General features: G+C 42.6%; 10 protein-coding genes. 2 read left to right on the top strand and 8 right to left on the bottom strand.

Annotation, left to right across the window (positions count from 1 at the left end; genetic code table 11):
• Positions 1-50: 50 nt before the first annotated feature.
• Entirely contained in the window at positions 51-1,028 is a 978-nt protein-coding gene (locus VP97_RS03910; RefSeq protein ID WP_050180371.1) for an aldo/keto reductase, read from the bottom strand.
• Between the two features lie 189 nt (positions 1,029-1,217).
• On the opposite strand from VP97_RS03910, the gene helD reads away from it, so the two are divergent.
• Entirely contained in the window at positions 1,218-3,545 is a 2,328-nt protein-coding gene (gene helD / locus VP97_RS03905; RefSeq protein ID WP_050180370.1) for an RNA polymerase recycling motor HelD, read from the top strand.
• A gap of 40 nt (positions 3,546-3,585) precedes the next feature.
• Here helD and VP97_RS03900 read toward each other — a convergent pair whose 3' ends face one another.
• From VP97_RS03900 to VP97_RS03880, 5 genes are all read right to left on the bottom strand, one after another.
• Positions 3,586-3,999, bottom strand: coding sequence for a VOC family protein (locus VP97_RS03900; protein WP_050180369.1), 414 nt, complete (start codon positions 3,997-3,999; stop codon positions 3,586-3,588).
• Between the two features lie 130 nt (positions 4,000-4,129).
• Positions 4,130-7,243, bottom strand: a complete 3,114-nt coding sequence (locus VP97_RS03895; RefSeq protein WP_050180368.1) for a PAS domain S-box protein — start codon at positions 7,241-7,243, stop codon at positions 4,130-4,132.
• 350 nt (positions 7,244-7,593) lie between these two features.
• Entirely contained in the window at positions 7,594-7,989 is a 396-nt protein-coding gene (gene mutT, locus VP97_RS03890; protein WP_050180367.1) for an 8-oxo-dGTP diphosphatase MutT, read from the bottom strand.
• 1 nt (position 7,990) lies between these two features.
• A complete protein-coding gene (locus VP97_RS03885; RefSeq protein WP_050180452.1) occupies positions 7,991-10,891 on the bottom strand; it encodes a DEAD/DEAH box helicase in 2,901 nt (966 codons plus the stop codon).
• Positions 10,892-11,189: 298 nt separating this feature from the next.
• Entirely contained in the window at positions 11,190-11,585 is a 396-nt protein-coding gene (locus VP97_RS03880) for a hypothetical protein (protein ID WP_050180366.1), read from the bottom strand.
• 457 nt (positions 11,586-12,042) lie between these two features.
• On the opposite strand from VP97_RS03880, the gene VP97_RS03870 reads away from it, so the two are divergent.
• Positions 12,043-12,675: a hypothetical protein gene (locus tag VP97_RS03870; protein ID WP_050180364.1), complete on the top strand. Its 633-nt coding sequence runs from the start codon at positions 12,043-12,045 to the stop codon at positions 12,673-12,675.
• A gap of 51 nt (positions 12,676-12,726) precedes the next feature.
• On the opposite strand, the gene VP97_RS03865 is transcribed toward VP97_RS03870, so the two are convergent.
• Both VP97_RS03865 and VP97_RS03860 read right to left on the bottom strand, forming a co-directional pair.
• The gene (locus VP97_RS03865; protein WP_050180363.1) at positions 12,727-13,638 is read right to left on the bottom strand and encodes a DMT family transporter; all 912 of its coding nucleotides are present in this window, start codon (positions 13,636-13,638) and stop codon (positions 12,727-12,729) included.
• Between the two features lie 14 nt (positions 13,639-13,652).
• Complete coding sequence (locus VP97_RS03860; RefSeq protein ID WP_050180362.1) at positions 13,653-14,105, bottom strand: threonine/serine exporter family protein; 453 nt, start codon at positions 14,103-14,105, stop codon at positions 13,653-13,655.
• Between the last annotated feature and the right edge of the window lies 1 nt (position 14,106).

Below are 14,106 nucleotides of genomic sequence, written 5' to 3'. Positions count from 1 at the left end.
GCTGGCGTATCGTCCAAATAACGTCTGCGTCTCCTGGGCACATTCTTTTTTTACGGCAAATTTACACCGCGCGATGCCACATAAAGTGTATACCATTCATCCCGGCTCATTTCGACATTGACTGCTTTTGCCGAAGCCTGAATCCGCCTAGGACTTGTTGTACCGATGACCGGCTGAATCATCGCTGGATGCTTCAGCAGCCAGGCAAGTACAATCGCTTCCGTTGTGGTCTCCTTCTCCTGCGCCATCTGCTTCACAAGCGCTGCTGTTGACTGTACCGATTCCGGCTTTTCCTCAAGCGGCGCACCGGAATACATTCCCTGTGCCAGTGGGCCCCATGCTTGAATTTGAATGTTCTCCATTCGGCAGTATTCAAGCGTGCCTTCCGGGAAAATCGTTTCACAAAATGCCGGCTGGTTGACATGCACACCGGATTCGAGCCAGCCGATTTTATGCAGGCTCATTTCCAGCTGGTTTACAATAAGACGGTCACTAATCGCACTTTGCAGCAGCTTTATTTGTCCGGCACTCATATTCGAGACACCGAAATAACGCACTTTTCCTGATGATTTCAGCTGATGAAACGCCTCCGCTACTTCTTCCGGCTCCATTAGAGCATCCGGCCGGTGCAAAAGCAATGTGTCGAGATGCGTCGTGCCCAGCCGTGACAAAATACCGTCCACGCTATTTACAATGTATTCTTTTGAAAAATTGTAGCGTGTTGGCAGCCCTGCTTCTTTATCCGGGAACGTGATCCCTGTTTTAGATTGAATTAAAATGTCATCGCGCAGTGACGGACGTTCCTTTAAAACGCGGCCAAAAACTTCCTCCGCTTTTCCATATGCATAAATATCCGCATGGTCAAAAAAGTTAATACCGGACTCAAGTGCTGCGTCCACTGCTTCATGCGCCTGCTTTACCTGTTCTTCTGTAATTGCATCCCGGCTCCAGCCTCCGCCGAATCCCATACAGCCAAGTACAAGCCGGCTTGCCTTTAATCCGTGCTTTTGAATCGGTAACGTTTTCAAGAAACCATCTCCCTTATTCAGTATATACACTCTCTTTCATTGAATCATAAAATGGCCCGGAATGCGATCCGAACTGTTTTTTTGGAAATACTATGTTCTAGCCGTGCATACGTTGTTTGAGTAAAGCCTGAAAAGGTGATATAGAATGAGTAGAAGGCAAAACTTTGAAAAACGGGATGTGTTTGGAGAATGAACCAGGAAACAGAACAGCAAAAAGAACAGCAGCGTGTGAACGAAGTGATTGATCTGATCAACCGAAAAGAAGAGAACATCCAGGAAAAAACAGGCTCTTTAAAAGAGGGCATTATCGGTCTTCGCAAAAACTTTTGGGAAGATGTAACCGTCAATATGGACGAGCCGGATGATGTCATCGAAACACAGGCTGGTATTAAACAGCAGGCCGAATTGCTTCAGGAAAGAGAAAGAAGCCATGGGCAGCTGTTTAACGAGCTGAAAAAGCTGGACCGGCTGCGCCGTTCTCCTTATTTTGGCCGCATTGATTTCCAGGAAGCCGGCGAACCGAAGCCAGAGCCTATTTACATTGGCATCGCTTCCTTAATGGATGAAGCACAGGAGAATTTTTTAATTTATGACTGGCGGGCTCCTATTTCAAGCATGTATTACGACTATACAACCGGCCCTGCTGCCTACCAGACAATGGAGGGAAAGATCGAAGGAGAAATTTCCTTAAAAAGGCAGTTTATTATTCAAAACGGTGAAATAACCGGTCAATTCGATACAAGCTTAACGATTGGTGATCACATTTTGCAGGCGGTTTTGGGCGGGAAATCAAATGCGCAAATGAAAAATATTGTCGCTACTATTCAAAAAGAACAAAATCAAATTATTCGTAATCAGCGAAGCCAGACGCTGATTGTTCAAGGGGCAGCCGGCAGCGGAAAAACATCAGCAGCACTTCAGCGGATTGCTTTTTTGCTGTACGCCAACCGCCGGACACTGCAGGCAGAAAACATGCTTCTGTTTTCGCCCAATCCTCTGTTTAACAGCTATGTGTCTACAGTACTGCCGGAGCTCGGAGAGGAAAATATTCTTCAAACAACATACAAGGAGTATGTAGAGGACCGGATTGGTAATGCCTTTACTGTTCAAAGCCCGTTTGAACAATTGGAACAGTTTTTGCTGCAAGCAGCTGAAACGGAGGATTCTGCTCAAACAGCAGTTATTCAGTTCAAAGCCAGTCTGGACTTTAAGGAACGGATTGATGATTTTCTTGCTTCTCTTTCGCAGGAGGGACTTCTTTTTCGCGACATTGTTTTTCGGGATAAAATTCTCGTTCCTTCTGAAGAAATGGGGCAGTACTTTTATACATTAGCGCCTTCTATTCTGCTGCCAAACCGGTTAGAGCTTGTATCAGAATGGCTGCTGAAGCGGCTTCAAAAGCTGGAGCGTCTGGAGCAAAACGAAGAATGGGTGCGGGATGAAGTAGAGCTTTTAGATAAAGAAGATTTTTTAAACGCGTACCGGGCGCGCCAGAAAAAACAATCAAAACAAGAAGATACCTTTAACGATGTGGACATGGAGTGGCGTATTTTAAGCAAAAGCGTTGTACGCAAACAATTTCTGCCTTTAAGAAACAGAATAAAGCGGCTTGGCTTTGTGAATGAAAGAGCCAATTTCCGAAAGCTATTTGAGGAGCATACAAAGCTTGATCCCCCTATTTGGGCTTCTGTTTGCAAAAGCACACTCGAAACGCTGGATCAAAACGGACTCAGCTGGGAAGACGCGACTGCTTATTTGTATTTTCAAGATCAGCTTAAAGGAAGAAAATCTTTTTCTCATATTCGGCACGTTTTTATTGATGAAGCACAGGATTACTCGCCTTTTCAGCTAGCTTATTTAAAAACGCTGTTTCCTTACAGTAAAATGACACTGCTCGGTGACGTGAATCAATCCATTTTTGTCCAGGCTTTACATGAATCATCCGTTTTATCGGAGACAACTGGCGAAAAGGGATCATTTGAAAAAATCACGCTTACACGCAGCTACCGTTCCACTCGCCCGATCGTGGAATTTACCCGGCAGCTGATCGAAGGCGGCGAACAAATTGAAGCGTTTAACCGGGAAGGATCAAAGCCAACTTTAACGTATGCAAATAATGAAGAAGACCTTCAGCAAAAGCTGTTAAAGCGCATTCGCTCAATGCTTGAAGAAGACCGCCATCAGACAATCGCTGTGATCTGTAAAACGATGCAGGAGAGCCAGCGTGTACACACATGGCTGTCGTCTCACATTCCCGCTCAATTACTCGACCAGGAAACGTACACGTTTGAGCAGGGGCTGGTCGTCATTCCTTCTTATTTAGCGAAAGGGATCGAGTTTGATGCGGTTCTTCTTTTTAACATTTCTGAAGATGTGTACGGACGGGAATGGGAGAGAAACTTGTTTTATACCGCCTGCACCCGTGCCATGCATGAGCTCCACCTGTTTTCGTCAGGAAAAGAAACGCCGCTTATGCAGGCCGTCGAGTCCGAAATGTATACAACTATCGAAAAATAAAAAACGTGCTTCGGCCATTTTGGGCCGGAGCACGTTTTTCTTACTGTTCACTATAGCTAATCTGCCAATCAATACCGAACGGATCACGTACCTGGCCATACAGCTTGCTCCAAAACGTTTCCTGAATCGGCATCGTTACCGTACCGCCTACAGCCAGTCCTTCAAAGTATGAACGAAGCTTGTCCATATCCGAGCCAACGAGCGCCAGGCTGATCGCGCTGCCCTGTGCATATGGCGTACCTGGAAATGTGTCTGAAAACAAAAGCGTTGTGCCTTCTACTTCCAAATTCGCATGCATAATGCGGCTTTTTGCTTCTTCTGGCAGTGGATGGTCCGGATGCGGCGGCGCTTCACCGAATGTCATTCGCTTCGCTTCTGTACCGAATACATTTTCATAAAAAGAAAGAACGTCCCCACAGTTTCCATCAAACACTAAATACGGCTGAACTGCCATTTCTATCACTCCTGTTTCTTATATCTATGCTCCCAGCAACCGGCGGAAGGTACTGCTTCTATCCATCATTCTTTTTTCCACACAGATGTTCGAAAGTCCTTTATTTCCAAACCATAAATTCTTTTACATTTTATAGGATTCGGGATGCAAGCGGGAGAAGAATATGAACCGTTGTCCCTTTTCCTTCCTCACTTTCAACGCGCATCATTCCTTTGTGCTCTTCAATGATTTTGTAGCTGACCATCAGCCCCAGGCCCGTTCCTTTTTCTTTGGTAGAGTAAAATGGTTCAAACAGATGCTTGATTCTGTCCGGCGAAATTCCCTCCCCCTGATCTTGAAATTGGATATGAAGATGGGAGCTGGTTTTTTTACAGCTAACCGCTAAATTTCCTCCAGAGGCAGTTGCTTCAATGGCATTCTTAATGACATTAATAAAAACCTGCTTAAGCTGATGTTTATTACACTGAAGCAACGGCAGATCCGGCTCAATATCTGTGATGATTTCCATACCGTGCATAATTGCCTGTGCACTCATTAAATGAATGGTTTGCTTTAAAATAAGTTCAATGCTATTTTCCTGGAAGTCTAATGCCTGCGGTTTGGCCAATGCCAAAAATTCACTGATGATGCCTTCAATCCGCCCAAATTCTGATTTTATAATTGTAAAGTATTCGGGTTCACTTTCATTCGTTTCTTCCAGCAATCGGATAAATCCCTGAATGCAGGTGAGAGGATTGCGTATTTCATGAGCTACTCCTGCCGCCAGCTGCCCGGCCATTTCCAATTTAGCTGATTTCAAAAGGTATTCCTCAGCCATTTTTTTCTCTGAAATATCCCTGAATGCTACCACCACTCCTCGAATTTCTCCATTTTCTAAAATAGGGGAAGAGATATAGTCGACAGGGAAGCTAGTACCATCTTTTCTAAAAAAGAGCTCATCCGTTACATGGCGGTTCTTCCCATCAAGCAGCGTTTGATAGGACATACAACAGTCAAGATCATATAAATGTTTGAATGTGTCTTTTGGTGTTTTCCCTAAAAGTTCCTGCATATCATAGCCCAGCATTTTTGCGCCCGCCGGGTTGATCAACGTGATTCCCCAATTTTTATCCATTGCATAAATGCCATCCCCAATTGAGTCCAGCACCAGTTCCATTTTTTGCTTTAATGAAAGAATTTCCTGCTGTGCTTTCTTCTGTTCGGTTATATCCTTTGCAATCCCATAAACACCAACAATTTGATCATCTACAATAATCGGCATATTTGTTACATGTACCATTACTTCCTGGCCGTTTTGATGAATGCCAACTGTTTCATAGCTTTGCGGTGTTCCCTGTAAAGCTCTCTCAAAATACTTTTCCGTTTCATTAAGAGACCGCTTTTTTATGAATGTTTCCCAGCTCATCCCTTTTGCCTGCTCTGGTGTGTAGCCCAATACTTTATGAAATGAAAGATTCGTATTCACCAGTGCGCCATTCACATCCATACTGTAAACAATATCTGGATTGCAGTAAAAAAGGGATTGGTAACGCTGCTTGTTTTCCTCCAGCTCCCGTTCAGTCCTTTTCTGTTCGCTAATATCCCGAATAATGGCGGATGCCCCGGTTACCGCACCATTTTTATCTTTAAGCGGAGATTGTGTAACGCTGACTGGAATGGTTCTTCCATCTTTACTCAACCGCTCTGTCTCAAACCGGCTGATCTTTTTGTCTGAAAAGGTCAGCCGGGCAAGACGATCGAAAGTTTCTTTACCATGATCCGGAACATTGGAAATCTCTTTGCCCAGCAGCTCGTCTTCCTGCCAGCCGAATAAATCCACATACGCCTCGTTCACATAGGTGATCTGTCCATATTCATTCATCGTAACGATCGCATCAGCAGTATTGTTTACAAAAGACTCCAGCAGCTCCTTTGTTTCCCGCAGCTCCTCATGGGCTTTTTTCAGCTCTGTAATATCATTACACGTGACAATGACTTCTGTAACTTGTCCATCTTTAAAAACTGGATTCAGTACAGCACTGTAATAAATGTCATGCAGCTTTACTTCATAGGCTGCTTCTTTTCCTTCCCATCCCAGCTGGTAAAATTGCTCTTTCCGAGCGGCAAGCTCTGCTGGAAAAAGATCATACAGCGACTTTCCAAGTGCTTCTTCCAGCTTTAACCCCATTCCTTCAAGCAGCTGTCCTCCCCCAAAGGTATGGATAAACTGACCATTTTCCTTTTTATATTTAACAATGAGCCCTGAATGATTTTTAAAAAGATAATCCATTTCCCGGTGGGTTGTTATCAGTTCATTTTCCAATTCCTTCTCACGGGTAATATCGCGTCCGATCCCATAAACGCCTACAACCTCGCCATTCACCATAATCGGGACATTGGTCAGGCTTACGGTTAAATGATGGCCCTTTTTATGTTCCACTCTACATTCATAATGCTGAACGATTCCTTTCTTTGCCTCATTAAAATGGACCCATACTCTTTCTCTATCCTCTAAGGAAATGAATGGAATAAATTTTTCCCCAAGCAGCTCTTCTTTTGTGTAGCCCGATATCGGCTCTGATTCTTGATTGAAATCAAGAAAATGACCTTCTAATGAAAAAATATAAGCAGAGTCAGGATAGTAGTCAAATAACGACTTAAACCGCTGTTCGCTTTCCTGCAGCTTCCGTTCCAGCTTGATCCGCCGGTCTCGTTCAATCGCCAGGCCTGCCAGGCTCGCACATGTTTCGAGCATTTCGATCTCATGAGGAGCAGGTGCACAAACGTCTGAATGGTAAACCGCAAACGTGCCGACAACCTGGTTTTCTACTAGAATCGGACTGGACCAGCAGGCTTTCAGCCCAAAATGGAGGGCATCCTCGCAAAAGTCTTTCCAGAGCGGATCATTCTCAATATCAGATGAAATAACCGTTTCTCTTCGGCAGACGGCCGCTCCGCATGAGCCGGCTGCCGGATTCGCCTCCACGAGATGAATTGCCTGCTGATAGCCATGAGGAAGAGTCGGTGCATATTCGACAATAAACCTGTTTTCTTCATTCATCATTAAAAGCGAACAATACGTTTTCCGTTTAAAATGCTCTTCAAGCTTCAATGTCAGTGCTTGCATCGTTGTGTGCAGTGAATCCCCGCTGGCGAGTGTTTTGATCATCCATGTATGTAAATTTATAATAGATGCCATTTCATCTGTCGAAACAGCACTTGTAAAACTGTTTTGGTTATTCGGCTTCTTGTTGAATACCTCCATCATATCCCTCCCGATTCATATAATGATTTATAAAAAGATAAACACTTATCTTACCTGCCCACCAAAAAGATAACGCTTACATAATTATTCTTATCTTTAGGTTAGAATGATTATAACACGATCTATCGATGGAAATATCACGATTCAGACAGTTATTTCATGGAATAAATTTCAAATTTAATGGAAGAAAGGAATGTGGACGGCGAGCTGTTGTAGAAGGTAGAAACAAAATATCCTTTTATACTCTCCTCACAAGCGCATAGACCTTGCCACAAAGGTGACAGGGTCTGCACTTTTTGTCTTGAAGCCCGTTGCATTCTTTGGCTTTGACCGTTCTTATTCCAACAAAATTAATACTCACTCATCAGTTGCGTTATGGTAGGAATGTCAGCTGGCGCCCATTCCAGATCATTCAGCCGATCACGTGAAACCCAGCGCAATTCCGCGTGCTCCTCGGCCTTAGGAAGTCCGTTCAAAATACGAGAACGATAGGTTAATAAATTCACGATTACCGCCTCGTATTCATGTGTAACTTCTTCAATCTTCTCTCCCACTTCAATCTCACAAGCTAACTCTTCTTGAACTTCACGCTTCAAGCTTTCTTCAGGTGTTTCACCTGCTTCAATTTTCCCTCCTGGAAATTCCCACAAGTTTGGCAGGGTCATTTCTGGAGAGCGCAATGCACATAAAATTTCATTTTTTTCATTTTCAATAACTGCTCCTACTACACGGACCGCTTTTTTCATTTTAATTGTCTCCTTCGGTTAAATAGTGATACAAAGAATGCTCAACCGGATGCTCCATTACCATATCCATACGGACAACCGGAATTTCCTTTTGATTTTTGTCATACATCGTTGCTTGCTCTACCGTTTTACTGTCTGGGATTGCTTGTCCTAAATAATAAAAATCCGTACCTTCATCATTGTCTTTTTTAACAAAAATATGAATATCAAGATCTGTTTGCTGTGCATGAATAATTTTGCGTACTTCATCGGATTGAAGCGTTCGGTTGCTTCTTGTATACCATTTTAACAATTCCGGACTAATAAATTCATCCCCATAATTGATACTCGCTTCTACTTCTTCATTTTTATGGTAGGTGATAAAAATCGGGCATGTTCCGTTTTTTGGTTTGTACCCGTAAATAGTAGAACTTTCATCTTTTTCCCAGTTCAATAGTTTACATACATCTTTACGGGAATATTTTTCATAGGGTGTTAACCGCTGACTGCATTCATACTTTCGACTTTTTTCAACAGCTGTTTGAAAGATATCCCTTACAAGATTTTTGAAAAATATGTTTTGTGAAAGACTGGCATACACTTTTTCATTCCAGCAGTACATACGGTTTTGTAATACAACAACCGGTTCATCACCGTATTTTTTGCGCGTGCTTTGTGTAAAGAAAGATAAATCGAAAACACGCTGTACAGATTGTATTGTTTGCTCATCTATTAAACAGCCTTCTTTTCTTAGGTGATCTAAGTAGGTCTCTTGTTCCAGTGAATCTTCTTGAAGTAATTTCCCTATTAAAACAAGCTCATGACGCCTTTTCCCATTTAATAACTCTAATGAAAGCATCGTTAAAATTTGTTGCTCGTATTCTGTCAGAGCTACTGGTACTTCTTCTTTTATACTCTTTAAAAACTGATAGTAATTGTTGTGTTTCTCGACAAGCACAATAGGATCAATTGAATGGTTGACTATAAAATCATGTAAAAGTGGTGTATAACCAATTTTATTTTTTAAATTTATGAAGGCTTCTTTTAAAAGCTTGGCCGTATGTAACGTGCTATTGTTGATCGCCTTAAAAATTTGCTTTTTTGCGATTTCTTCAAAGTTAATCGTCGAGGTGCCAGAAATATAATTTGTTTCCGCGGTTTTCCGTCGAATGTTATCCTTATTTTGTGATTGATCACCTGAAAGAGCAACCGGAATCATATAGTTATTTTTATAGTTTCCAATAAAATCAATGACCGTAACAAACTCTTTTGATTCGTGCTTACGCAGTCCGCGCCCCAGCTGCTGAATAAATACAATACTCGACTGTGTTTGCCGAAGCATTACAACTTGATTAATGCACGGAATATCAATTCCTTCGTTGAAAATATCTACGGTTAAAATGTAATCTAGCTCACCATTTTCAAGCTCTGCTACTCGCTGAAGACGCTGTTCCTGAGAGTCATCTCCTGTCAAAGCCACTGTGCGGTATCCTCGCTCATTTAACTTAGAAGACAACTCTTTTGCTTCCTCTTTTCGGCTACAAAACATTAATCCTCTCACTGCCTGACCGGAAAAGCCGTAGTACTGAATTTTATCTAAAATATGCTCAATTCGACTTTCTGAAACAAGCTCGGTGAAAGTGGCTGCTTCATCAATAAGCTCTCCATTAATCTCTAAATCAGTCACACCAAAATAATGAAACGGACAAAGCATATCTTCTTCTAATGCTTCCTGCAAACGAATTTCATAAGCAATGTTGTAATCAAACAGCTGATAAATATTAAAATCGTCAGTCCGTTCAGGCGTTGCAGTCATTCCCATTAAAAAAGCTGGCTGAAAATAATTCATTACGTTTATATAGGATTTTGCCCCTGCTTTATGTACTTCATCTATTAACAGATAGTCAAATGCTTTAGGATCAAATTGATTCAGTACATCCCTCTTCGCAATCGTTTGAATGGTCGCAAACAAATACTTTGCATCCACCTGCTTGGAAGTTCCAGAGAGAATACCAAAATCGCTCATGTCACCACCCAGCACCTTTTTAAAGTCACTCATCGCTTTTTGCAAAATTTGTTCGCGATGAACGATAAATAGCATTCTTTTTGGACGAAAAGTCCGCACATCAAAAGCCGATAAATAGGTTTTCCCTGTACCAGTCGCTGAAATAACCAGTCCCTTTTGCTTTCCTTCATCCCGAAGAGCTTGAATTTGCTGAAGGGCGGCTTTCTGCATTTTGTTAGGCATAACTTCGAGAGCTGCTTGTATAGCATTACTTCCATAATGGGTTGGCGGTTCAATCACCTGCTGCATGGCTCGCTGCTCCTGGCTTGCCGTGTATGTCACTGCATAACGGTCAATCCAATCCTGTGTTAAAACTTCAGCTCTCTCCCATATATCTTCAAATTGATCTTTAAAGTGATGAACGATTTCCCCATTTTCATGTGAAGTAAGTTTAACGTTCCACTCGTAATTTACTTTCAATGCATGTGCTGTTAAATTGGAGCTGCCAACAATTAAGGAAAACGAGCTGCCATGATCAAAAATATACCCTTTTGCATGAAACCCTTTAATAGCTGTTGTACGCACTTCTACATTTTCGATTTTAATCAGCTCGTTAAACACTTTTGGCTGGTTAAAGTTTAAAAAGGTGGATGTTAAAATACGTCCTCGAATGCCTTTTGTCTTTAAATCAAGCAATTTGGATTTTAGTGTTGCCAGGCCGCTTTCTGTAATAAACGCTACTGAAAAAAGAAACGACTGGCTTTGATCCAGTTCCTCTAACAGTGTCGTTAACACATTTTCTCCTTTTTGGGCATTGTTAACGAGAAGCCGGGGCTTGAAGCTTCCCGGTTTTGCTTCATGCTGATTGATAAATCCTTTATACAAAGAGCCCTGTAGATTTTCAATGAAATTTTCCATATGATCACCAAATTTCTTTTCTTCCATATTAACATTTTCCATTTAGCGCAGGATATTTTCCCGGTAAAAAGTCGACAGGACACAACCAATGTTAGGCTTTTGCTAAACATCTTTACCTTAACCTTTGAAATAGTGAACACTTTCCTATTGTCATAAGATACTGCCTGCATTCCGCTCATCATCTTACGGCACCGGTTTGTATTTTGAGCATAGTTTATACTCTCCAGAATCACTCAAACACTGTTTACATCCTTTATTAGAAACAGTAAAAGCCCGCTCAAAGAGCGGGCTCACATGATTAATCTTCTTTCTTATTTTTCTTTTTATCTTTATTTTTGTTTTTGTCTTTCTTCTTTTTTAACAATTTTTCCAGTTGATCCTCTGTTAACTGATCGCCGAATACAAAGACTTTTACAATTTTATCAAGCGGGATTACCACTTTTTCAACAAACGGGATAAAAAGGTTTTCAAGAACAACAGCGTTACGGTCTACGTCCTTGACCTGACCGAAAACAGGGCTTTGATCATTATCTGTGAAAACAAGAACCCAATCACCTTCCATAAGATGATTCATTAGTCCGTTATCTTTCCCTTTTCCTTTGCCGTTGTCTTTTTCTTTGCCTTTGTTTTGATCATTGTTATGCCCTTTGTGTTGGCCGTCTTTCTCTTTGTCTTTTCCATTATGACCTGGCATGTGATCACCTCCTCTTCTTTCTCTATACCATATGAGGACAGCAGCATCCCTGCCACGGCATACCGCTTAACTTACTCGTAATTATCAGGAGAAGCAATTCGTCCGCTGAATTCCTTTACCTGTTTGACACGAAAAAAAGCAGGTATTGGACAGTGTGAAACGTTCCCAAATACCTGCTCTTTTCTTATCTTTTTTTAGATAAAGAACTTCTTTTCGTTGATGAAGCTGTTCTTCTTTTTTCCTGGCCGCTTTCTTCTCTCTTTTCGCTTGATTTTTTTCCAGGGCGGAAGTTCGGATCTTTTTTGCAGCCACATCGACAGCCGCTTTTTCTCATGTGCTGCCACTCCTTTCGTTTACTCACACGGTATGAAAGAAAGGAGCCGGCGGCACGGCGGACGGCTTACATTGATTATGAGAATGGGCTGCATTTATAATAAAGAAAAAGGAGGTGGCTGGTATGGACCGGACAATGTTTGCATTTGCAGAGGAAGGCAAAGCAATTGGAACAGTAAAGGAATGGGCAGATCATATACAGCTACTGATGGCGTCAGCAGAGCAGGATATAAAGGTTACCTCTCTTCCGGCAGCAGCGTCGATGTTTATGCGTCGGTACGGTCTGTTTCTTGCCGGCCACCTGGCTGTTTTTTCAAAAGAACGGCGAATATGGAACGGTGACGCTGATGAAATAGAGATCGTTATGGGAAGCGGAGACGGATGGCCTCTTTTATTTCGACTGAAGCATGAAAACTGGGTTTCCTGCGGTGACGAAGGGGCCGACCTTTTGATCAGTCGTCTCGCGGAGCCAATCATTTTACACTTATCGAAAAAAGCCAAACTGCCCGCCATGATTTCCCGGGAAAATATTTTTGGCTATGTGCTTTGGATGTATGTGCATATTTTAAACGACACACGTGACCTTGCGCTTTTGCCAGGGTTTCAGCGGTTTTTACGTGGACAGTCCCCACAGGATGCGATGGCGAACTTTAGCCGGTTAACATGCTGCTTGTATAAGGAAGTGCCTGGCTGCGAAAAATGCCCGTACTGCCCGCTGTTAGGAAAGAAAAATTGTGAAACAGCGCGAACAATTTGAAAAAAGCCCGGCCTCTCTAATGTTAACTAGAGAGGCCGGGCTTTTTTTAATTTATCTTTCCATATGCCGGCGCTTGCGAATCATTTCTTCAAGCGCTCCCGATCCCATTAATACACCTGGCACGATCAGCAGAAGTCCAAGCCAGTGATAGTAATAAATTGGTTCACCTAAAATAACGGCAGAGCCGGCAATCGAGAAAAAAGTATTTAAGTTCAAAAAAATCGCCGCTTCGGCAGGTCCGATTTTCGTAATGGTATTGTTGTACACCAAATGACCAATCGCTGTAGCGCCGACTGCCGACACTAGAAATACAATGATTGTCCCGGCATGAATATTTGCAAGCGAGGCAAGGCCATTCGGCTCTAAAAGGAAACTCGTCAGAAACAGTCCAAATGAACCGAATAACTGCATGTAACCGGTCAACAGAAGTGGATCCATATCACGCGCAGCACGGCTCACCAGAATAAAGCTGAATGCCTGGGCCGTAATTGAAAAAAAGATAAATAAATCTCCGAGTACAAATCCGCTTAAACCGGCTCCTCCGCCCAGTACTGTGACGAAGACGCCTGCTGTACCAATTAAAAACCCGAGTCCCCTTAATACGGAAAGACTTCTGCGAAAAAAGACGACAGACATCAAAGCGGTTAAAATCGGGCCAAGCCCGAGGATAATGCCTGTATGCACGGAGCTGGTTCCAGCCGCGCCAAGCCCTAAAAACAAGTGGTGAAAAAAAACATTAAACAAGCCGCCGCCCAAAATATACTTCCAATGATAAATAGCCGGCCAGTGGACTTTCCCCATTTTCGCTAAAATCAAAAAAACAACCAGTGATGCTGTGAAAATCCGAAAAGCAGTGATTGTGACCGGCTCCACTGTGCTGACCAGTATTTTAATGAGGGGTACGTTAAATCCCCAGGTCATCATAACTAAGATCAGCAGCAGGTATGGCTTTATTTTTTGCAAAATGCCCCTTCTTTCTATGTCTGCTTTCTTGTGGCAGGTACTTTTTTACGTAGAATTAATTGATAAAATACATCGGATAAAATAAGTCCGAGTGCGATAGAGCCTGAAATCATAAATGCTTTCGCCGCCAGATTAATCGCTGTGTTGTAATCGTTCTGTACAAATGAACGCATAGCCCGGTAGGCCGTGCCCCCTGGAACAAGCGGAATAATGCCTGCAATCGTAAAGATGATAACCGGTGTTTTGTACACCCTCGCATATACATGCCCGATTACAGCAATGGTAAAGGCGGCTGCGACCGTTGCCGGCAGCGGGTTGATGCTGTGCTCGGATAGAAAATAATGGACCATCCAGCCGGCCATCCCAACGGTTCCGCACTTGAACAGCAGGCTTTTTGGCACATTAAACATAACCCCGAAGCTTGCGGCCGCCACAAAACTAAAAAACATATTGGTTAAAATGGTCATG

The organism is Domibacillus robiginosus (assembly GCF_000966195.1).
GTDB classification, from domain to species: domain Bacteria; phylum Bacillota; class Bacilli; order Bacillales; family Domibacillaceae; genus Domibacillus; species Domibacillus robiginosus.
The sequence above is the reverse complement of the archived record's forward strand: the minus strand, read 5'-3'. Positions and strand labels throughout refer to the sequence as shown.

Coding starts and splice junctions, on each gene's coding strand:
- helD (WP_050180370.1), top strand. CDS start 1,218: ATGAACCAGGAAACAGAACAGCAAAAAGAACAGCAGCGTGTGAACGAA.
- VP97_RS03900 (WP_050180369.1), bottom strand. CDS start 3,999: ATGGCAGTTCAGCCGTATTTAGTGTTTGATGGAAACTGTGGGGACGTT.
- VP97_RS03895 (WP_050180368.1), bottom strand. CDS start 7,243: ATGGAGGTATTCAACAAGAAGCCGAATAACCAAAACAGTTTTACAAGT.
- mutT (WP_050180367.1), bottom strand. CDS start 7,989: ATGAAAAAAGCGGTCCGTGTAGTAGGAGCAGTTATTGAAAATGAAAAA.
- VP97_RS03885 (WP_050180452.1), bottom strand. CDS start 10,891: ATGGAAAATTTCATTGAAAATCTACAGGGCTCTTTGTATAAAGGATTT.
- VP97_RS03880 (WP_050180366.1), bottom strand. CDS start 11,585: ATGCCAGGTCATAATGGAAAAGACAAAGAGAAAGACGGCCAACACAAA.
- VP97_RS03870 (WP_050180364.1), top strand. CDS start 12,043: ATGGACCGGACAATGTTTGCATTTGCAGAGGAAGGCAAAGCAATTGGA.
- VP97_RS03860 (WP_050180362.1), bottom strand. CDS start 14,105: ATGACCATTTTAACCAATATGTTTTTTAGTTTTGTGGCGGCCGCAAGC.